The organism is Microbacterium oryzae (assembly GCF_009735645.1).
Taxonomy (GTDB): Bacteria; Actinomycetota; Actinomycetes; order Actinomycetales; family Microbacteriaceae; genus Microbacterium; species Microbacterium oryzae.
Genome location: NZ_CP032550.1, coordinates 1734492 through 1755246 on the forward strand (window position 1 = coordinate 1734492; position 20755 = coordinate 1755246).

The window sequence follows — 20755 nt, forward strand, 5'->3', positions numbered from 1 at the left end:
ACCCTCGAACCCAGCCGCGAACCCGCCCACAGCCGAGCCGGATGTCGGTGGTGCGGGAGAGGATGGTCACGTGGATGTCCTGGACCGATTCGGAGAGGCGACGCGGGAGTGGTTCCGCGGCGCGTTCGCCGCACCCACCGACGCGCAGCGCGGCGCGTGGGACGCGATCTCGAAGGGGCGGCACGCGCTCGTCGTGGCGCCCACCGGATCCGGCAAGACCCTGTCGGCGTTCCTCTGGGCCATCGACCAGGTGTTCCGCGAGAAGGCGCAGGAGGAGGGCGAGCGCACGCGCATCCTCTACATCTCGCCGCTCAAGGCTCTCGGCGTCGACGTCGAGCGCAACCTCCGCTCGCCCCTCGTCGGCATCAACCAGGCCGCGCGCCGCCTCGGCGTCGCCGCACCGGATGTCAGCGTCGGGGTCCGCTCGGGCGACACCCCCTCGTCCGACCGGCAGCGCCTCGTCCGCCATCCGCCGGACGTGCTCATCACGACGCCCGAGTCGCTCTACCTCATGCTCACGAGCCAGGCCCGCGAGACGCTGCGCGGCGTGCGCACCGTCATCGTCGACGAGGTGCACGCGGTGGCCGCCACCAAACGCGGCGCGCACCTCGCCGTCAGTCTCGAGCGTCTCGACGACCTCCTCGACGAGCCCGCGCAGCGCATCGGGCTCTCCGCGACCGTCCGCCCCATCGACGAGGTCGCGCGTTTCCTCGGCGGCTCCGCGCCCGTCGAGATCGTGGCGCCCAAGGCCTCGAAGACGTTCGAGCTCACCGTCACGGTGCCGATCGACGACATGCAGAACCCGCCTCCCGTCGGCCCCGCGGCTCCCCCGCCGCCCGGAGACGACGAGGATGGCGAGGGCTGGTTCCTTCCCGAGACGACCGAGATCACGGGATCGATCTGGCCGCACGTCGAAGAGGCCATCGTCGACCGCGTCCTCGAGCGCCGCTCCACGATCGTCTTCGCGAACTCGCGTCGCCTCGCCGAGCGCCTCACCGGCCGCCTCAACGAGATCTACGCCGAGCGACTGGGGATGGCCCCTCCTGAGCCGTCCATCCCCGCCGCGATGATGGCGCAGGCCGGGCAGACGTCGGGCACGGAGCCCGTGCTCGCCAAGGCGCACCACGGCTCGGTCTCGAAGGACCAGCGCGCCATCGTCGAGGAGGAGCTGAAGTCCGGCGTCCTCCGCTGCGTGGTCGCGACGAGCAGCCTCGAGCTCGGCATCGACATGGGCGCGGTCGACCTGGTCATCCAGGTCGAGGCGCCGCCGAGCGCCGCCAGCGGCCTGCAGCGCGTAGGCCGCGCGGGGCACCAGGTCGGCGAGATCAGCCGCGCCGCGCTCTTCCCCAAGCACCGCGGCGACGTGCTGCACACCGCCATCGTCACCGAGCGGATGCTGCACGGCCAGATCGAGGCAATCGCCGTGCCGCAGAACCCGCTCGACATCCTCGCCCAGCAGACGGTCGCGGCGTCCGCACTCGGCGAGATCGAGGTCGAGCGCTGGTACGAGACGGTGCGCCGCAGCGCGCCCTTCCGCACCCTCCCCCGCAGCGCGTTCGAGGCCACACTCGACCTGCTCGCCGGCCGCTACCCCTCGGACGAGTTCGCCGAGCTCCGCCCGCGCCTCGTGTGGGACCGCGACGCCGGCACCCTCACCGGCCGCCCCGGCTCGCAGCGCCTCGCCGTGACGAGCGGAGGGACCATCCCCGACCGCGGCCTCTTCGGCGTCTTCGTGGCCGGCGAGACCTCCAACGCGCGCGTCGGCGAGCTCGACGAGGAGATGGTCTACGAGTCGCGCGTCAACGACGTCTTCACCCTCGGCACGACGAGCTGGCGCATCGTCGAGATCACCCACGACCGCGTCAACGTGCTGCCCGCCTTCGGGCAGCCCGGCAAGGTGCCGTTCTGGCACGGGGATGGCCTGGGTCGCCCCGCCGAGCTCGGCGAGGCGCTGGGCAGGTTCTCGCGCGAGCTCACGAGCGGCGCCCCTGAGAAGGCCGAGCAGCGGCTGATCGACGCCGGCCTCGACGACAAGGCCCGCGCGAACCTCGTCGCGTACCTCTCCGAGCAGCGCGAGTCCACCGGCACGCTGCCGACCGACCGGACCCTCACCGTCGAGCGCGGGCGCGACGAGGTCGGCGACTGGCGCATCATCCTGCATTCCCCCTACGGCATGCACGTGCACTCGCCGTGGGCGCTGGCGGTCAACGCGCGCATCCGCGAGCGTCTGGGCGTCGAGGGGTCGGCGGTCGCTAGCGACGACGGCATCATCGCGCGCATCCCCGACACCGAGGCCGAGCCGCCGGGCGCCGAGCTGTTCGTCTTCGACCCCGACGAGCTCGAGCAGATCGTCACCGACGAGGTCGGCGGGTCGGCCCTGTTCGCCTCGCGCTTCCGCGAGTGCGCCGCGCGGGCCCTCCTCATGCCGCGCCTCAACCCCGGCAAGCGCATGCCCCTGTGGCAGCAGCGCCAGCGATCGGCAGCCCTCCTCGAGGTGGCCAAGCGCCATCCGACCTTCCCGATCATCCTCGAGACGCTGCGCGAGGTCCTCCAGGACGTCTACGACCTCCCCGCCCTCCTCCGCGTCGCGCGCGGCATCGGCGAGCGCCGCATCCGCCTCATCGAGACCGAGCCGTCGCAGCCGTCGCCCTTCGCCCGCGAGCTGCTCTTCGGCTACGTCGGCGCGTTCATGTACGAGGGCGACTCGCCCCTCGCCGAGCGTCGCGCGGCCGCGCTCTCCGTCGACCCCGCGCTCCTCAGCGAGCTGCTGGGCAAGGTCGAGATGCGCGAGCTCCTCGATCCGGATGTCCTCGCCCAGTACGAGCGCGAGGTCCAGCGACTCGATCCCGAGCGCCACGCACGCGGGCTCGAGGGCGTCGCCGACCTCCTCCGCGTCCTCGGACCGCTCAGCGTCGCCGAGGTCGCCGAGCGCCTCGAGGCACCGGATGGCGCGAGCGACGATGCCGTTCGAGACTCCGCGGCTCTGGAGGCGGCCGCCTCCGGTCACCTGGCGGCCCTCGTCGACGCGCGCCGCGCCATCCGCGTCTCGTTCGCGGGAGCCGATCGGTTCGCCGCGATCGAGGATGCCGGACGCCTGCGCGATGCGCTCGGCACGGCGCTTCCCGTCGGCGTGCCGGTGGCGTTCCTCGAGCCGCTCGCCGACCCGCTCGCCGACCTCGTCTCGCGCTACGCCCGCACGCACGGCCCCTTCACCACCGACGCCGTCGCGACACGGCTCGGCATCGGCGCGGCCGTCGCCCGGCACACGCTGCAGCGGCTCGAGGCGCAGGGGCGGCTCTCGAGCGGCTTCTTCCTCCCCGAGCGCGACGGCGTGCCGCTGTCCGACGAGGTGGAGTGGTGCGACGCGGAGGCGCTGCGCCGCATCCGCATGCGCTCGCTCGCCGCGCTCCGCGGCAGCGTCGAGCCGGTGCCACCCGACGCGTTCGCGCGCTTCCTGCCCGATTGGCAGCACGTGACGCGTCCGCTCGAGGGCATCGACGGCGTCGCCGCGGTCATCGACCAGCTCGCCGGCGTGCCGATCCCCGCGAGCGCGTGGGAGTCGCTCGTCCTCCCCTCCCGCGTGCGCGATTACACGCCGGCGATGCTCGACGAGCTGACGGCGACGGGCGAGGTCGTGTGGTCCGGTCACGGCTCGCTGCCGGGGCGCGACGGCTGGGTCGCGCTGCATCCGGCAGACGCCGTGCCGTTCACCGCACCCGACCCCGAGGGCGAGCTCGCCGAGGGGTCGCTCGAGGCGCAGCTGGTCGCGGCGCTGACCGGCGGCGGCGCGTACTTCGCCAGCCAGCTGCGGGAGGCCACCGGCGCCGAGAACGAGCAGGCCGTCGTCGCGGCGCTGTGGAATCTCGTCTGGTCGGGGCGCGTGACGAACGACACGTTCGCGCCGCTGCGGACGCTGCTCGGCGGCGGCTCGCAGAGCCACAAGGTCGCACGGCGCACCCCGCGCGCGCGGATGTACCGCGGCGTGGCCCTGCGGCCGACGGCCATGGCCGCGCCGCCTCGTCCGCCCGCGCTCGGCGGACGGTGGTCCCTCCTCCCGGCGCCCGAACCCGACGCGTCGGTCCGCGCGACAGCGAGCGCATCGCTCCTCCTCGACCGGTACGGCGTCGTCACGCGGGGCTCCGTGCAGAGCGAGCAGGTGCCAGGCGGGTTCGCGCAGGTGTACCGGATCCTCGCCGGCTTCGAGCAGGCCGGGCACTGCCGACGCGGCTACCTCATCGAGCAGCTGGGCGCCGCGCAGTTCGCCGCCTCGGCCACGATCGACCGCCTGCGGCAGTTCGCGTCCGTGCCGGACCCCGCGCCCCTGCGCCCCCTCACCCTGGCCGCGACCGACCCCGCCAACCCCTACGGGGCGGCTCTCGGATGGCCGGCACTCGAGCAGGTCAAGCATCGCCCGGGACGCAAGGCGGGCGGCCTGGTCGTGCTCATCGACGGCGAGCTCATCCTGTATCTCGAGCGCGGCGGCCGGACCGTGCTGCAGTTCGTCGACGACGAGGAGCGCCTCGCCGCCGCCTGCGCGGACCTCGTCGCCACCGCCCGCGCTCGACGCCTGGAGACGCTGACGGTGGAGCAGGTCAACGGCGAGTTCGTCTTCGGCACCGCCCTCGGGCGCGCGCTGCGGGTGGCGGGCTTCGTGGAGACGACGAAGGGCCTCACGCTGCGCAAGGAACGGAGCTGACGTGCCCGAGGGCGATACCGTCCACCGCGCCGCACGCCGGCTGAACACCGCGCTCGCCGGTCGGGTCGTCACGCGCTTCGACCTGCGGGTGCCGCAGGCGGCGACGGCCGACCTCCGCGGCGAGACCGTGCATGACGTCGTCGCGCGCGGCAAGCACCTCCTGCACCGCATCGGCGAGTACACCCTCCACACGCACCTGCGCATGGAGGGCGAGTGGCACGTGTACGTCGACGGCGCGCGCTGGCGCCGTCCCGCGTACCAGGCGCGCGCGATCGTCGCGGTCGAGCGCGTGGAGGCGGTGGGCTTCGAGCTCGGCGTCGTCGAGCTGCTGCGCACGCGCGACGAGGAGCAGGCCGTGGGCTACCTCGGCCCCGATCCCCTCGGGCCCGACTGGGACCCGGACGAGGCCGCGCGGCGCCTGGCCGCCGACACCCGCGCCGCGCACGTGGCGCTGCTCGATCAGCGGAACGTCGCGGGATTCGGCACGGTCTTCGTGAACGAGATCCTGTTCCTCCGCGGCGTGCTGCCCACGCGCCCGATGGCGGAGGTGGACACGGCGGCGCTCGTCGCCCTGGGCGCGCGGACCATCCGCCGCAATGTGGAGGAGCGCAAGCGCACCTTCACGGGCGACGCGCGCCCCGGCCAGGGGATGTGGGTCTACGGACGCGAGCGGAAGCCCTGCCGGCGCTGCGGCACGCCGATCCGGATGACGCATCTGGGCGCGGACCCCACGAAGGAGCGGCTCGCCTTCTGGTGTCCGGTCTGCCAGAGCTGAGCCGGAGCACGCCCTGAGGCGCTCAGGCTCTCACGCGCTCGCCCACCCGAGACAGAACGACGGCCCCGGCGGTGCCGGGGCCGTCGAGGCTTCACGCTGCGAGCAGGAAGCCCTTGCGGTCGGTGGTGACAGCCATGCCCTCGCGGATGGTCTCGTCGTCGCCGATGCGGGATCCGGGTGCGACGCGCGCGCCCTCCCCCACGTTGGTGCGGACTCCGATGTGAGCGCTCGCGCCGATCATGGCGCCGGGGCCGATGTGGGCCCCCGCTTCGATCGTCGCCTTCGGCCCGATGAGCGCGTTGGAGTCGATCCACGCGCCGCTCGCGACGCGCGCTCCCGCGGAGATCCGCGCCCCCGGTTCGACATAAGCGCCCGCTTCCACACGCGCGTCGGGATGGACCTTCGCACCGGTGGCGATCAGTCCACGTCCGTTCACATGCTTGCGATAGCGCAGCTGTTCGCCGTGGTCATTCTCGATGTCGATGTAGTTCTTACCCACGATGCCCTTCTGCGGCCCCGGGCGAGGCCGGACACCTGAGACAACGCGTCACCCGCGGAAGGTATTCCCGTGAATGAACAATCTCGCTGCTGCTCGGTGTCCCCGTCTCGACGGGGGCGTTCTGGTTGTTATCGGCGGTTTCGGTTGGGCGGATCACCCGCGGGCGCCCGCGCGCGTAGGCTGACGGGATGGCGCACCGCAAGGCATCTGCACCCCGCGGTGGGGGCGCGCGGCAGCCGCGGAAGACGACGCGCAGCGCGACGCCGAGACGCGCGGACGTCCAGCGCCCCGCTCCCGCACCCGTCGAGGATCCGCGCACCTTCCGTCTGGGCGTGATCCCGGGCGCGACGCCGGGCCGCTGGGTGGATCGATGGCACGAGCGGAAGCCGCACGTGCATCTCGAGCTCGTGCCGCTCGCCGTCGCCGAGCAGCGCTCCGCTCTCGACGAGGGCCGCGTCGACGCCGCGATCGTGCGCCGTCCGCTCGAGGAGGACGGCCTCCACGTCATCGCGATGTACGACGAGCTGCCCGTCGTGGTCGTCGCGAGCGATTCCGACCTCACGGTCGTCGACGAGCTCGAGGCGTCCGACCTCGCGGGATCGGTGCTCATCGTCCCGAAGGACGACGTCCTCGGGCCGCTCGACCTGGCCGGCACCATCCCGCCGGTCTTCGAGGCGCCGGGCACCACCGAGGACGCGATCGCGACGGTCGCCACCGGCGTCGGCGTGACCGTCGTTCCCATGTCGCTCGCCCGGCTGCATCACCGGCGCGACGTCACGTACCGTCCGCTCGTCGGCGGGCCGGTCTCCGCGGTCGCCTTCGCCTGGCTGCGCGACCGCGACTCCGACGACGTGCAGGACTTCGTGGGCATCCTCCGCGGTCGGACGGCGAACTCCTCGCGCTGAGGCGTTCATGCGCGCCGCGCTCCCCGGCTCAGACGGAACACCACGGCCGCGACGAGCACGATGACGGCCACCGTGACCGCGGTGACGCCGATGGCCGCGCTCGCGGGCTCGTCCGACAGCCGCCCCACCGCGAGCCACGAGAGCCCCCACGCGAGCGCGAGAGCGGGCGCCAGTCGGCCGCGCCCCCGCCATCCGAGGGCCACGCCGATCAGCGCGACCACCGCGAGCACGGCGATGCCGAACACGGCGGCGGCGTCGGCCCAGTCAGCGGGCGCCGTCTGGGTGAGCCAGGCGGCGGTGTTCGCCACCGTCGCGAGCGTCACCCAGCCGAGGTGCAGACCGGTGACACCGTCGACGAGCACCGCCGAGACGACGCCGTCGCCCGGCGCGCGGACGGCGACCCGGAAGGTGACGGCGAGCACGGCGGCGAGCGCGAAGATGACCGCCACGGTGGCGGGGAGGTTCAGGAACTGCGCGGCGAGCAGCCAGCAGCCGTTGAGCACCTCGGAGGCGGCGATCCACCATCCGATCGCACGCTGCCGGGGGTTGACGCGCTGCCCCGGCAGCGCCTGCCAGACCGCGTACAGCACGAGGCCGATGTAGATCGGGGTCCAGATGGAGAAGGCGGGACGAGCGGGAGCGAGATACGAGGCGTCGGCGTCGAGCGCGCCGCCCTGCAGGTCCTGCACGGCCGTGCCGCCGAAGAGGCCCACGCCGACCATGGCCGCGACGAGCATGAAGCAGGTGGCCGAGATCACGGCGACCTGCCGCAGGATGTCCCGCCCTCCCGCCTTCCGCGTCGTGTCCATGCGCCCACGCTAACTTCGGCGCGGGCCTGGAATCCGGGGGTTGACAGAGGCCCCCGGCGAGATCGCTAGCCGCCCAGGAGCTCGATCTGCTCCGCGAGGTAGGGCGCGAGCGGCCGCAGGAAACCGGCCGACGACCACCTCACCATCAGGGCGCCGTCCTGCCAGGAGAGCGGGCCATCCGCCGCGCCGCGGGCGACCGCATCGACATCGACGGGCGTCCAGTCGACGTGCAGCGTCTCGCCCTCCGCGAAGCCGCCGCGGAACGCCGCTGCCCGCACCTCGGCCCGCTGCCGCTGCGACTCCGCCGCGTAGCCGCGGCGCACCTCCTCGGCCGCGCGCAGGATGGTCCCGGTCGCGAGGAGCGCGTCGTCCGTCAGCAGGAGCACGCCCAGGTGCCACGCCTCCCCGACCCGGACGATGCGGGGCCGCCCGCCGAGCGCGCTGCGCAGGCGCCCGGGGCGACGCAGCTCGCCGAGCCCCTCGCGCGGTCGAGCGACCAGGCGCGAGCGCGCGTCGGCCAGCAGCCCGTGCAGATCGTCCACGGGCCCACCCTACGACGCGGCGCTACGCCGGGGTCGGGCTGTCGTCGTCTGTGCGCGCCAGCAGCTGCAGCGGAGCGATCGGCGCGGGGCGCTCGCCGTGCAGCTCCCGGTGGAGCCGCTCCATCCGGTCATCGAGCTCGGCCGCGGTGAGCGCGGCGTCACGCAGGCTGTCGGTGAGCCGAGCGGGCACCTGGCTGGCGTACTTGTAGTAGATCTTGTGCTCGAGGCTGGCCCAGAAGTCCATGGCGATGGTGCGGAACTGCACCTCCACGGGCACCGGCACCGTTCCCGTGGAGAGGAACACCGGCACCTCGACGATCGCGTGCAGGCTCTTGTAGCCGTTCGGCTTCGGGTGCGCGATGTAGTCCTTCACCTGGACGACGGTCACGTCGTCCTGACCGGCGAGCAGATGGAACAGCCGGTAGGCGTCGGTGACGAAGCTGCACGTGACGCGGACGCCGGCGATGTCGAGCAGCTGCGAGCGGATGGCCTCGATCGTCGGCTCGATGCCCTTGCGATCCGCCTTCTCGGCGATGCTGTCGAGCGTCTTCAGCCGGCTGGAGACGTGCTCGATCGGGTTGTAGGAGTGCTGCTGCTCGAAGTCCTCGCGCAGGATGGAGAGCTTCGTCTCGATCTCGCGCATGCCGAAGCGGTATTCGTTGAGGAATCGCTGCATCTCGTCGCGCATCGCCCGCGCCTGCTCGAGCATGTCGTCGTCGACGGGGATCGAGCTCATGCCCCTCACGCTAGGAGAAGGCGCTATGGGGCTCCTGTGAGAGCGGCGCTTCCGGGCTACTGTGAGCGCCATGGGCACTCTCCACTACGGCGCGGCTGCCACGGCGGTACACATCGAGGACCGCGCGCTGGCGCACCTGAAGGTCGTCATCATCAGCAAGCTCCGCCGCGGCGAGAGCTTCTCCGTCTCGTGGTGCCATGCGCACGGGCGCACCACCCTGTGGGTGCATCCGGCGATCCCGCTGCGGTTCGTCTTCGAGACCGAGGAGGCGCCTGCCCTCAACCGCGCGTGGCTCGAGGAGCTGGCTCAGTCTGCCAACGCCCTCGGCGGGATCACGCTCGTGAAGGAGCAGGTGGAGGACGACGAGACGGCGTGATTCTTCCGACGATCGTCGGAGACGGGCCTCGAATCGCCCGCGTGTCGGGTCAGACCGGGTCGGCCGCGGGCGCCTCGACGGGCTCCGTCGGCTCGGGCATGATCGTCAGGCCGGAGGGTCCGCTGGCCGCCTTCATGAGCTCGTCGAGCCACAGGCGGTTGAGGCGCGGCGAGCGCCCGCCGGAGAACTGGAACTGGAGCGGCACGGCCGGGTGCAGCCAGAAGCTGCGGCGTCCGGTGCCCTCGCCGAGCGAAGCGTCGAACATGAAGGGCTCAGACCGGCGGAGCTTGTTCATGACGACGATGCGCAGATGCGCAAGCGTGCGATCGTCGAGTTCGACCGAGTCGCCGCCGAGTCCGTAGATGAATTTGCCCACGGGCCGAGCTTAGCCGCAATGCCCGCCGAACAGGTGTAGCGCAGTGGCCGTCTCGTCACGTCACCGACGAGCGCCGCGCCTCCATGAACTGCTTGAACCGCTGGAGGTCCTGCTCGGCCTGCCGAGGGTCCACTCCCACCGACGCGCCGAACGACTCGAGCATCCCCTCCGGCTCCCACTCCATCCGCAGGGTGACGCGCGTGCTGTCCCCCGACTCCGCGAGCTCGACGAGCCCGCGATGGAAGACGCCGTCGGTGCTCTGCCATTCGATGCGACGTTCGGGAGTCTGCTCGACGATGTCGGCGTAGAACTCCTCGGTGAAGCCGTCGAGATTCACCGCCCAGCGGGATCGGACGCGATCGATCGGAAGCACCGACCACACCGCGCCGAGGTACTCGGGGAAGCTCTCCACCTGCGTCCACTGCTGATAGACCTCGGCGATGGGCGCGTCGACCTCGATCTCGGCAACGAGCGACGTGACCATGGCGATTTCCCTCCTGCGGGTCTCGACGAGTCGACCCCGCCTGCGGCTACGGTAGGCAAGCCTTCCTCCGGAGTACACGGGTTGACGGACGGAACGTCACCCTGTAACCGCATGGGTGCGTGACACCTACTCTTCGGGACGGCGATGCGTCAAGACCTCGGCGCCGACAGCAGGGTCCGACCTAGCCTGGCGGCATGTCCGCGAAGCCCCGCTCCGCATCCGACGACGACGAGACCGTCGGCATGAGCGTGATGTTCTGGTCCTGGACCGCGCTCGTCGGCATCGGCCTCGCGGTGATGATCGTCCTGCCGCTCACGGGACGCTGAGGCGGGCAGATCCTCATGCGCACGTTCCTCCGAGACAACGCCCTCTCGCTGGTCTTCCTCGGCATCTTCCTCGCCACCCTCGTCGCGCAGGCCTTCGTCGGGCATGCCGACAACAACGAGGAGCTGCGGCGTCACGACCAGGCCGTCATCTCGCTCGGCGAGTTCGTGACGTCGTCCGCGTTCGTGGTGGACGTCGCGGAGAACTGGCAGAGCGAGTTCCTGCAGTTCTTCGTCTTCATCCTCGCCACGGTGTGGCTCGTGCAGCGGGGATCGCCCGAGTCCAAGCAGCCCGGCGACGAGGGACGCGGTGACGACGAGGATCAGCTCGTCGGCGCCTACGCCCGCCCCGATTCGCCGCGCTGGGCGCGGGCGAGCGGATGGCGGCGCTCGCTCTACGGGAACTCCCTCCTCATCTGGATGGGTGCGATCTTCGTCCTGTCGTGGTTCGCGCAGTCCCTGGCCGGGCTCGTGGTCGCGAACGACGAGGCCGCACAGCACGGGGAGGCGGCGGAGACGTGGCTCGGATACGTCGCGAGCCCGGAGTTCTGGAATCGCACGCTGCAGAACTGGCAGTCGGAGTTCCTCGCGGTGGGCTGCATGGTCGCGTTCTCCATCTATCTGCGCCAGCGCGGATCGGCGGAGTCGAAGCCGGTGGGGCTCCCGCACGCGGAGACCGCGGTCGAGTCCGACTGAGCACCCCTCCCCGGCTCCGCTCGGACGCGGTCTGAGAGGATGTCGGGATGACCGCGACCCTCGTGGCCGGCGGTCTCGCCGGCGGATACGGCCACCGCACGCTCTTCTCATCGGTGGACCTCACCGTCTCCCCCGGCGACGTCGTGGGCGTCGTCGGCGCGAACGGCGCCGGCAAGTCCACCCTCCTGCGCATCCTCGGCGGCGTGCTCGACCCGCAGGATGGCACGGTCTCGCTCGCGCCATCCGATGCGTTCGTCGGCTACCTGCCGCAGGAGCACGAGCGCGTCGCCGGCGAGAGCGTCGCCGCCTACATCGCACGGCGGACCGGGTGCGTCGCGGCGAGCGCCGACCTCGACGTCGCGGCGGCCGCGCTCGCGGACCCCTCCCTCGCTCCCGAGGGAGTGGGCGCCGACGACCTCTACGCGCGGGCTCTCGACCGGTGGCTCGCCAGCGGAGCAGCCGACCTCGAGGAGCGCATCCCGGCGGTGCTCGCCGACCTCGGTCTCGATCTCGACACCGCGGGCGCCGAGCAGACGATGATGACGTCGCTGTCGGGCGGGCAGGCGGCGCGCGTGGGCCTCGCGGCGCTGCTGCTGTCGCGCTTCGACATCGCGCTCCTCGATGAGCCGACCAACGACCTGGACCTCGACGGGCTCGAGCGCCTGGAGGCGTTCGTCCGCGGCGTGCGCGGCGGCGTCGTGCTCGTGAGCCACGACCGCGAGTTCCTCGCACGCTGCGTCACGCGCGTGCTGGAGCTCGACCTCGCGCAGTCGTCCAACCGCGTCTACGGCGGCGGCTACGAGGCGTACCTCGAGGAGCGCGCGACCGCACGACGGCACGCGCGCGAGGCGTACGACGAGTTCGCCGACAAGAAGGCCGACCTCGTGTCCCGCGCCCGCACCCAGCGCGAGTGGTCGAGTCAGGGTGTGCGCAACGCGATGCGGAAGTCCCCCGACAGCGACAAGATCCGACGGAAGGCCGCGACCGAGTCGTCGGAGAAGCAGGCGCAGAAGGTGCGTCAGATGGAGAGCCGCATCGCGCGCCTCGACGAGGTCGAGGAGCCCCGCAAGGAGTGGCAGCTGCAGTTCACGATCGGCGCCGCCCCGCGCTCGAGCACGGTCGTGTCCACGCTGTCGGGCGCCGTCATCCGGCAGGGCGGCTTCACCCTCGGGCCGGTCTCGCTGCAGGTGAACGTCGGCGACCGCATCGGGATCACCGGGCCGAACGGCGCCGGCAAGTCCACCCTGCTCGCCGCTCTCCTCGGGCGTCGCGCCCCCGACGAGGGCATCGCGAGCCTCGGCGCCAGCGTGCGCATCGGCGAGATCGACCAGGCGCGCTCGCTGCTCGTGGGCGACGAGCCGCTCGCGAGACGCTTCGAGGAGATCGTGCCCGACCTGCCGCCGGCCGAGGTGCGCACGCTGCTGGCGAAGTTCGGGCTCAAGGCCGAGCACGTCGGGCGGCCCGTCGGCGAGCTCTCGCCCGGAGAGCGCACGCGCGCGGGCCTCGCGGTGCTGCAGGCCACGGGCGTGAACCTCCTCGTGCTCGACGAGCCGACGAATCACCTCGACGTCGTCGCGATCGAGCAGCTCGAGCAGGCGCTCGAGAGCTACGAGGGCACGCTGCTTCTCGTCACGCACGACCGCCGCATGCTGGAGAACGTGCGCACCGAGCGGCGCTGGAGCGTCGAGGCGGGAAGCGTCCGCGAGCTCTGACGGCGACGGAGAAGCGCTTCTGTCAAGCGCCTCCCGAGCAGTGCCGCGCAGTCCTACCTTCGGCCCCATCAGGCCGTCGGGAGGACCTCCCGGTGACCCTCTCGAAAGGAGCAGGTCATGCGCACACCAGGGCACCACCATCCGCTCGCCATCTCGACCGCCGTCGGCGCGGCGTCGCTGCTGGCCCTCACGGGCTGCGCGGTCGGCACCGGGGGCGGCGACGACTCCGGCGCCGAGTACTCCTCCGACACGACGCTCGAGGGCGAGCTGTCGGTCATGGGGTTCTCGGGCGTCGACGAGGTCGCGACCACCCGGATGGACTTCGCGAAGCAGGAGCTCGGCGACGGCGTCGAGGTGAAGCTCACCGAGGGCGAGCTCGACCTCCAGCAGTTCCTGTCGGCCGCCGCGACCGGCGATCCGCCCGACCTCATCTACGCCAACCGCGACCAGATCGGCTCACTCGCCGCGCGCGGGGCCATCCTGCCGCTCGACCGCTGCTACGAGGGCGAGGGCATCGACGACGACGCGTTCGTGGAGCCCGCGCTCGCGCAGGTGACGCTGAACGACGAGATCTACGGGGTGCCGGAGTTCAACACCGTGCAGATCACGATGGCGAACGCCGACCTGCTGGATGGCGCCGGCCTGTCCATCGAGGACGTCAACGGATCGGACTGGGACGCGATGGCGGCCGCGAACGAGGCCCTCACCCGCAGCGACGGCGGCTCGCTCGCCGTCATCGGCGTGGACAGCAAGCTGCCGGAGTTCTTCCCGCTGTGGGCGCGCGCGAACGGCGCCGACCTCCTCAGCGAGGACGGGCGCGAGGCGCACCTCGACGACCCCGCCGCGGTGGCGGCGCTCGAATGGGCGGTCGGCATCTACGACGCCCAGGGCGGGTTCGGCGACGTGAAGGCGCTGCGCGACTCGGCCGACTTCTTCGGCGAGGGCAACCAGTTCGCCAGCGGCGTCCTCGGCGCGATGCCGATGGAGCAGTGGTACGTGAACGTCCTCAACGACGTCTCCCCCGACGCGCCGCTCGCGTTCGACACCGTCCGCGACCATGACGGGGAGCCGATCGCGTACGCGTCCGGCTCGGCCTGGGCCATCCCCTCGGGCGCCGAGAACCCGCAGGCCGCGTGCCGCTGGGCGCGCGCGATGACCTCGGTCGACGCCTGGCTGGCCGCGGCTCAGGCGCGCCTCGACCTGCGCGAGGAGGAGGGCAAGCCGTTCACGGGCATCCTCACCGGCAATGCGGAGGCCGACGAGCAGATCCACGACATGACCACCTCGGGCGGAGAGCCGTGGGACAGCGGCGTCGCCGCCGTGTACGAGGTCAACGAGCACACGTTCTCGCTGCCCGCGAACCCCGCCGATGCGGAGTTCGAGGCCGCCCTGAACGACGCGATCAACGACGTGCTGTCGGGCGACGCCGAGGCCGCCGATGCGCTCGCGCGGGCGCAGGAGACCGCACAGCAGGCGCTCGACGACGCGTGGGCCAAGGTCGAGGAGGGGTCGTGAAGCGGCGCGACACGCGCGCGGCCCTCCTCTTCCTCAGCCCCTGGATCGTCGGCTTCGCCGTCTTCACCGCCTGGCCCATCCTCTACAGCGGATACCTCTCGCTGACGGACTACGACGTCATCAACGACCCCGCGTTCATCGGCTTCGAGAACTACGCGCGGCTGTTCTCGGACCCGAAGGTGGCGCTCGCGCTCGGCAACACCCTGTTCTTCACCGCGGTGCAGGTGCCGGCGTACGTCATCGTGTCGCTCGCGCTGGCGGTGCTGCTGCAGCAAGCGGGGCGGGCCTCGGGGTTCTTCCGGACCGTCTTCTTCCTGCCGAAGATGACCCCGCCGGTCGCCGTGGGCATCCTCTTCCTGCTCCTGTTCAACGGTCAGAGCGGGCTCTTCAACGCCGCCCTCGGGGTCGTCGGCATCGACGGCCCCTCGTGGACCACCGACGGGTCGTGGGTGAAGCCCGGCCTCGTCATCATGAGCCTGTGGACCGTGGGCTCGTCGGTGCTCATCCTCCTCGCCGCTCTCCGCGGCGTGCCGGAGGAGCTGTACGACTCGGCGAAGATCGACGGCGCAGGATCCTGGCGGCGTCTGACGAGCGTGACGCTGCCGATGATCAGCCCCGCGCTGTTCTTCGTCGTCGTCGTGAACACCATCGCGGGCCTGCAGACCTTCGACGAGGCGTACACGGCGTTCTTCGGCGCGGGCAACACGACGTACGCGAACGACGCCGCGCTGTTCTACGTCATCTACCTCTTCCAGCAGGCGTTCGAGTTCCTGCACATGGGATACGCCTCGGCGATGGCGTGGCTGCTCTTCCTCATCGTGATGATCGTCACCGCCATCCAGATGGTCGTCTCGCGCCGGCTGGTGCATTACGAGGGGGCGTCGCGATGAGCGCCGACGTGGATGTCGTCCCCGCGGCGGCTCCCCGGCCGCAGCCGCCCGTCGCCCGCCCGGCGCGCCGGCGCGCGACGTCACCCCGCCGCCGCGTCGTGCGCTGGGTGGTCGGCATCGCGCTCGTCGCCGCCGGCATCGTGTTCGCGTACCCGTTCGTGTGGCTCATCAGCGCCTCGTTCAAGCCGCGCGGCGAGGTGTTCGACAACCGGCTCATCCCGAAGACCTTCACGTGGGACAACTACGTCCAGGTCTGGCAGGAGGCGCCGCTCGCGCTCTGGCTGCTCAACACCGCGATCGTCACGGTGCTCGCCGCCGGCGCGGTGACGATCTCCAGCGCGATGGTGGCATGGGGCTTCTCGTACTACCGGTTCCGGGGCCGCGGCGTGCTGTTCGCGCTCGTGCTGGGTTCGATGATGCTGCCGGGTGCGGTCACGATGATCCCCACGTTCCTCATCTGGAACGCGCTCGGGCAGGTCGGCTCGCTGACCCCGATGTGGGCGCACAACCTCTTCGGCAGCGCGTTCTACATCTTCCTGCTGCGGCAGTTCATGCTGGCGCTGCCGCGTGATCTGTTCGACGCCGCCCGCGTCGACGGCGCGAACGCCTGGCAGCTGTTCTGGCGCATCGCGCTGCCGCTGTCGCGCCCCGCGATCGCCGTGACGCTGGTGTTCGAGGTGCAGGCGGTGTGGACCGATCTCATGCGCTCGCTCATCTACCTCCGCGATGCGTCGACCTTCACCATCCCCCGCGGTCTCAAGGCCCTCGTCGACGCGTTCGGCTTCGGCGGCGAGTGGCACTGGGAGATCCTCGTGACCGCCAGCGTCATCACGACGCTGCCGATGATCGTGCTGTTCTTCGTCGCGCAGCGCCACATCGTCGAGGGGGTGGTCGCCGGCGGCGTGAAGGGCTGACGGCGCATCCCTTCCCGATGTCGGATGGCCCGGGTAGCGTCGGGAGGAGAGCGCCGGCAGGCGCGGACGGGAGGGACGATGGACGTCTCCGGCGGATCGGCGATCGTCACCGGCGGCGCGTCGGGGCTCGGCCTCGCCACCGCCCGCGAGCTGGCCGGCGCGGGCGCGCACGTCGTCATCGTGGACCTCCCCCACGCGCCGGGCGAGGTGGCGGCCGGGCACATCCACGGGTCGTTCGCCCCGGCCGACGTGACGGATGGCCCCGCCATCGAGCGCGCGCTGGACGTCGCGGAGCAGCACGGGCCGCTGCGGGCGGTGGTGCACTGCGCGGGCCGGATCTCGCCCGTCCGCCTCGTGGAGCGCGACGGCTCCCCCGGGTCGCTCGAGACCTTCGAGCAGGTCGTGCGCGTGAACCTCGTCGGCACGTTCAACGTGCTGCGCCTCGCGGCCGCGCGGATGGCGAGGAACGCCCCGCAGGACGGCGAGCGCGGCGTCTGCGTGCTCACCGCGTCGGTCGCCGCCTTCGAGGGGCAGATCGGCCAGATCCCCTACACCGCGTCGAAGGCGGGCGTCGTCGGGATGACCCTCGTCGCGGCCCGCGACCTCGCCTCGAAGCTCATCCGCGTCGTGACGATCGCGCCCGGCACATTCGAGACCCCGATGCTGGCGACGCTGCCCGAAGACGTCCGCGCGTCGCTCGCGGCGGCCGTCCCGCACCCCGCCCGCCTCGGCCATCCGGAGGAATTCGCCGCGCTCGCCGCGCACATCGTGGCGAACCCCATGCTCAACGGCGAGACCATCCGATTGGACGGAGCCATCCGCATGCCGCCGCGCTGAGGGCAGTGCCTACACTGACGAGATCCCCATCCCCTTCGGAAGGCCCGCGATGACCGTCGTCCACCCCGTCCGCATGTATCGCAGCGATGAGCCGCTTCCCCGTGAGGAGCAGCTGGCGTGGAAGATCGCGGAGGTGGCCGCCGATCCGGTCGCGGTGGAGCAGGACGTCGTGGACATGGTGATCAACCGCGTCATCGACAACGCGGCGGTGGCGGCCGCATCGCTCACGCGCGGACCGGTGGTCTCGGCGCGTGCGCAGGCGCTGGATCACCCGGTCTCTCGCGGCGGGGCGGGTGGGACGGTGTTCGGCTGCGCGCTCGAGGCGCGCACGAGTCCGGAGTGGGCGGCGTGGGCGAATGGCGTGGCGGTGCGGGAGCTGGACTACCACGACACGTTCCTCGCGGCGGAGTACTCGCACCCGGGTGACAACATCCCTCCGATCCTCGCGGTGGCGCAGCATGTCGGGGCGGATGGTGCGGCCCTGGTCCGCGGGATCGCGACCGGGTACGAGATCCAGATGGATCTCGTCCGGGCGATCAGCCTGCACAAGCACAAGATCGATCACGTGGCGCATCTCGGGCCGTCCGCTGCGGCGGGCATCGGCACGCTCCTCGGGCTGGACCCGGAGGTGATCTACCAGGCCGTCTCGCAGGCGCTGCACACGACGACCGCGACGCGGCAGTCCCGCAAGGGCGAGATCTCGACGTGGAAGGCGCACGCCCCGGCGTTCGCGGGGAAGATGGCCGTCGAGGCCGTCGACCGGGCGCTGCGCGGGCAGACGTCGCCGTCGCCGATCTACGAGGGCGAGGACGGCGTCATCGCCTGGCTGCTGGATGGCCCGGAGGGCCGCTACGAGGTGCCGCTGCCCGCGCCCGGGGAGCCCAAGCGCGCCATCCTCGACTCGTACACGAAGGAGCACTCGGCGGAGTACCAGGCGCAGGCGTGGATCGACCTCGCCCGCCGGCTGGGGGCTGCGCACCCGGAGCTGCGCGACCCGGCCAACGTCCGCTCGATCGTGCTGCACACCTCGCACCACACGCACGTCGTGATCGGATCGGGCTCGGGCGACCCGCAGAAGTACGACCCCACCGCGTCGCGGGAGACCCTCGACCATTCGATCCCGTACATCTTCACCGTCGCGCTGCAGGACGGCGGCTGGCACCACGTCCACTCGTACGCCCCCGACCGCGCCGCGCGTGCGGACACCGTCGCGCTGTGGCAGAAGGTCACCACCGCGCTCGATGAGGAGTGGACGCGCCGATACCACTCGGAGGACCCGGACGAGAAGGCCTTCGGCGGGCGGGTGGAGATCACCCTCGCCGACGGGTCGACCCTCGTCGACGAGATCGCCGTCGCCGACGCGCACCCGCTCGGCGCGCGCCCGTTCACCCGGCCGGACTACATCGCGAAGTTCCGGCTCCTGGCCGAGCCCGTGCTCTCGCCGGAGGAGATCGACCGCTTCCTCGACCTCGCCGAGCGCCTGCCCACGCTGACGGCGGCGGAGGTCGCGGAGCTGTCGATCGTCGCGCGCCCCGGCGTGCTGGATGCGACCCCGCTCCCGAAGGGCCTGTTCTGATGCTGTACGCCACCACACCCGCGCATGAGAAGCGCCGCCTGCTCCGCGAGCGGCTGGCATCGGGCGAGCTCCTCCGCTTCCCCGGCGCGTTCAACCCCCTCTCGGCCCGCCTCATCGAGCGCAAGGGCTTCGACGGCGTCTACATCTCCGGCGCCGTCCTCTCCGCCGACCTCGGCCTCCCCGACATCGGCCTCACGACGCTCACCGAGGTCGCACAGCGCGCCGCCCAGATCGCGCGGATGACGGAGCTCCCCGCCATCGTCGACGCCGACACGGGGTTCGGCGAGCCGATGAACGTCGCCCGCACCGTGCAGACGCTGGAGGACGCGGGACTCGCCGGCATGCACGTGGAGGACCAGGTCAACCCGAAGCGCTGCGGACACCTCGACGGCAAGGAGGTCGTCGACGAGCCCACCGCCCTGGGGCGCGTGCGAGCCGCCGTCGATGCGCGTCGCGACGACAACTTCCTCATCATGGCGCGCACGGACATCCGCGCCGTCGCGGGCCTCGACGCGGCGATCGACCGCGCGAAGGCCCTCGTCGATGCGGGCGCCGACGCGATCTTCCCCGAGGCGATGCGCGACCTGTCGGAGTTCGAGGCCGTCGCCGCCGCCCTCGACGTGCCGGTGCTGGCGAACATGACGGAGTTCGGCAAGAGCGAGCTGTTCACCGTCGACGCGCTCCGTGACGCCGGCGTGCGCATGGTCATCTGGCCCGTGTCGCTGCTGCGGATGGCCATGGGCGCGGCCGAGCGCGCGCTCGACGCTCTCGAGAGCGAGGGGAACCTCGTCTCGCAGCTCGGTGCGATGCAGCACCGCGCCGACCTCTACGACCTCATCGACTATCAGGGGTACAGCCGGTTCGACGCCGGCGTCTACGACTTCACGATCACGAAGGAGTGAGCATGAGCGAGGGCATCCGGAAGGGGCTCGTGGGGGTGGTCGTCGACGAGACGGCGATCTCGAAGGTCGACCCGGAGAGCAACAGCCTGCTCTACCGCGGCTATCCCGTGCAGGAGCTCGCGGCCACGCAGCCGTTCGAGGCCGTCGCGCACCTGCTGTGGCACGGCGAGCTGCCGAGCGCCGACGAGCTGGCCGAGCTGCGTGCGGAGGAGCGCCGTCATCGCGTGCTCGCTGACGAGGTGAAGGCCGTCATCGATCTGCTCCCGACCTCCGCGCACCCGATGGACGAGGTGCGGACGGCCGTCAGCGCGCTCGGCGCGCGCGTACTCGGTGGCGTGAGCGCGGTCGACGCGGGCGGAACGCGCGAGGAGAACCTGGCCCGAGCCATCCGTCTCTTCGCCGCCCTCCCCGCCGTCGTCGCGTACGGTCAGCGTCGTCGGCGCGGTCTCGAGGCCATCCCGCCGCGCGACGACCTCGACTACGCGGCCAACCTGCTGTGGATGACGTTCGGCGAGGAGTTCGACCCGGTCGTCGTCGACGCCTTCAACCGGTCGATGATCCTCTACGCGGAGCACTCGTTCAACGCGTCGACCTTCACCGCGCGCGTGGTGACCTCCACGCTCAGCGACCTCTACTCCGCGGTCACCGCCGCGATCGGCGCGCTGAAGGGGCCGCTGCACGGCGGCGCGAACGAGGCGGTGCTCGACATCTTCGAGGAGATCGGCGACGCCTCGCGGGTGCCGGCCTGGCTCGATGAGGCCCTCGCCGCCAAGCGCAAGATCATGGGCTTCGGGCACCGGGTGTACAAGCGCGGCGACTCGCGCGTGCCCACCATGCGCAAGGCGCTGGAGACGCTCGCCGAGCACTACGACCGGCCCGACGTGCTCGAGCTGTACACGACGCTCGAAGACGAGTTCGTGAGCCGCAAGGGCATCTACCCGAACCTCGACTATCCGTCGGGTCCGGCGTACAGCCTCATCGGCTTCGACACCCTCACCTTCACGCCGCTGTTCGTCGCGGCGCGCGTGACGGGGTGGACCGCGCACATCATGGAGCAGGCGGCGTCGAACGCGCTCATCCGGCCGCTGTCGGCGTACGTCGGCCCCGACGAGCGCCATGTCGAGGGGTACGTGCCCGACGAGACCGACCGGGAGATCGCCGAGCGCCCGGAGGAGTCGGCCTGACCCGAGCG

The 20755-nt window shown here is 71.8% G+C and carries 20 protein-coding genes; 14 read left to right on the plus strand and 6 right to left on the minus strand.

The window, feature by feature from the left end:
- Positions 1-70 precede the first annotated feature (70 nt).
- Complete coding sequence (locus D7D94_RS08095; RefSeq protein WP_246171732.1) at positions 71-4696, plus strand: ATP-dependent helicase; 4626 nt, start codon at positions 71-73, stop codon at positions 4694-4696.
- A gap of 1 nt (position 4697) precedes the next feature.
- Positions 4698-5471: a DNA-formamidopyrimidine glycosylase family protein gene (locus D7D94_RS08100; RefSeq protein WP_156242131.1), complete on the plus strand. Its 774-nt coding sequence runs from the start codon at positions 4698-4700 to the stop codon at positions 5469-5471.
- 91 nt (positions 5472-5562) lie between these two features.
- On the opposite strand, the gene D7D94_RS08105 is transcribed toward D7D94_RS08100, so the two are convergent.
- Positions 5563-5970 (minus strand): LbetaH domain-containing protein, encoded by a 408-nt coding sequence (locus D7D94_RS08105; protein WP_156242132.1) that lies wholly within the window; start codon positions 5968-5970, stop codon positions 5563-5565.
- A 188-nt stretch (positions 5971-6158) separates the two neighbouring features.
- On the opposite strand from D7D94_RS08105, the gene D7D94_RS08110 reads away from it, so the two are divergent.
- A complete protein-coding gene (locus tag D7D94_RS08110; protein ID WP_156242133.1) occupies positions 6159-6875 on the plus strand; it encodes a LysR substrate-binding domain-containing protein in 717 nt (238 codons plus the stop codon).
- Between the two features lie 5 nt (positions 6876-6880).
- Here the strand turns inward: D7D94_RS08110 and D7D94_RS08115 are convergent, their stop codons facing one another.
- The 3 genes from D7D94_RS08115 to D7D94_RS08125 all read right to left on the minus strand — a co-directional run bounded on the left by D7D94_RS08115 (position 6881) and on the right by D7D94_RS08125 (position 8962).
- Positions 6881-7684: a tryptophan-rich sensory protein gene (locus D7D94_RS08115; RefSeq protein ID WP_156242134.1), complete on the minus strand. Its 804-nt coding sequence runs from the start codon at positions 7682-7684 to the stop codon at positions 6881-6883.
- Between the two features lie 65 nt (positions 7685-7749).
- Entirely contained in the window at positions 7750-8226 is a 477-nt protein-coding gene (locus D7D94_RS08120; RefSeq protein WP_156242135.1) for a glutaminase, read from the minus strand.
- 22 nt (positions 8227-8248) lie between these two features.
- Positions 8249-8962, minus strand: a complete 714-nt coding sequence (locus D7D94_RS08125; protein WP_156242136.1) for a GTP pyrophosphokinase — start codon at positions 8960-8962, stop codon at positions 8249-8251.
- A gap of 70 nt (positions 8963-9032) precedes the next feature.
- Here D7D94_RS08125 and D7D94_RS08130 point away from each other — a divergent pair, with 70 nt between their 5' ends.
- On the plus strand, positions 9033-9338 hold the full coding sequence (locus tag D7D94_RS08130; protein WP_156242137.1) for a DUF7882 family protein: 306 nt from the start codon (positions 9033-9035) through the stop codon (positions 9336-9338).
- Positions 9339-9387: 49 nt separating this feature from the next.
- Here D7D94_RS08130 and D7D94_RS08135 read toward each other — a convergent pair whose 3' ends face one another.
- A complete protein-coding gene (locus tag D7D94_RS08135; RefSeq protein ID WP_156242138.1) occupies positions 9388-9714 on the minus strand; it encodes a DUF7882 family protein in 327 nt (108 codons plus the stop codon).
- 55 nt (positions 9715-9769) lie between these two features.
- Positions 9770-10198 carry an SRPBCC family protein gene (locus tag D7D94_RS08140; protein ID WP_156242139.1) on the minus strand — a complete coding sequence of 143 codons (429 nt, stop codon included), beginning with the start codon at positions 10196-10198 and terminating at the stop codon, positions 9770-9772.
- Positions 10199-10392: 194 nt separating this feature from the next.
- On the opposite strand from D7D94_RS08140, the gene D7D94_RS14520 reads away from it, so the two are divergent.
- From D7D94_RS14520 to D7D94_RS08185, 10 genes are all read left to right on the plus strand, one after another.
- Positions 10393-10524, plus strand: a complete 132-nt coding sequence (locus tag D7D94_RS14520) for a hypothetical protein (RefSeq protein ID WP_281349278.1) — start codon at positions 10393-10395, stop codon at positions 10522-10524.
- A gap of 15 nt (positions 10525-10539) precedes the next feature.
- Positions 10540-11217 carry a DUF6766 family protein gene (locus tag D7D94_RS08145; RefSeq protein WP_156242140.1) on the plus strand — a complete coding sequence of 226 codons (678 nt, stop codon included), beginning with the start codon at positions 10540-10542 and terminating at the stop codon, positions 11215-11217.
- Between the two features lie 47 nt (positions 11218-11264).
- The gene (locus D7D94_RS08150) at positions 11265-12929 is read left to right on the plus strand and encodes an ABC-F family ATP-binding cassette domain-containing protein (RefSeq protein ID WP_156242141.1); all 1665 of its coding nucleotides are present in this window, start codon (positions 11265-11267) and stop codon (positions 12927-12929) included.
- Between the two features lie 117 nt (positions 12930-13046).
- Positions 13047-14444, plus strand: coding sequence for an ABC transporter substrate-binding protein (locus D7D94_RS08155; RefSeq protein ID WP_156242142.1), 1398 nt, complete (start codon positions 13047-13049; stop codon positions 14442-14444).
- Positions 14441-15334 (plus strand): carbohydrate ABC transporter permease, encoded by an 894-nt coding sequence (locus tag D7D94_RS08160; RefSeq protein WP_156242143.1) that lies wholly within the window; start codon positions 14441-14443, stop codon positions 15332-15334. Before D7D94_RS08155 ends, D7D94_RS08160 begins: the two co-directional genes overlap by 4 nt.
- Positions 15331-16248 carry a carbohydrate ABC transporter permease gene (locus D7D94_RS08165; RefSeq protein WP_156242144.1) on the plus strand — a complete coding sequence of 306 codons (918 nt, stop codon included), beginning with the start codon at positions 15331-15333 and terminating at the stop codon, positions 16246-16248. Before D7D94_RS08160 ends, D7D94_RS08165 begins: the two co-directional genes overlap by 4 nt.
- A gap of 78 nt (positions 16249-16326) precedes the next feature.
- Positions 16327-17085, plus strand: coding sequence for an SDR family NAD(P)-dependent oxidoreductase (locus D7D94_RS08170; RefSeq protein ID WP_156242145.1), 759 nt, complete (start codon positions 16327-16329; stop codon positions 17083-17085).
- A gap of 49 nt (positions 17086-17134) precedes the next feature.
- Positions 17135-18661 (plus strand): MmgE/PrpD family protein, encoded by a 1527-nt coding sequence (locus D7D94_RS08175; protein ID WP_156242146.1) that lies wholly within the window; start codon positions 17135-17137, stop codon positions 18659-18661.
- Complete coding sequence (gene prpB, locus D7D94_RS08180) at positions 18661-19563, plus strand: methylisocitrate lyase (RefSeq protein WP_156242147.1); 903 nt, start codon at positions 18661-18663, stop codon at positions 19561-19563. The genes D7D94_RS08175 and prpB overlap by 1 nt, the downstream gene beginning before the upstream one ends.
- 2 nt (positions 19564-19565) lie before the next feature.
- Positions 19566-20747 (plus strand): bifunctional 2-methylcitrate synthase/citrate synthase, encoded by a 1182-nt coding sequence (locus D7D94_RS08185; protein WP_156242148.1) that lies wholly within the window; start codon positions 19566-19568, stop codon positions 20745-20747.
- Positions 20748-20755 lie beyond the last annotated feature (8 nt).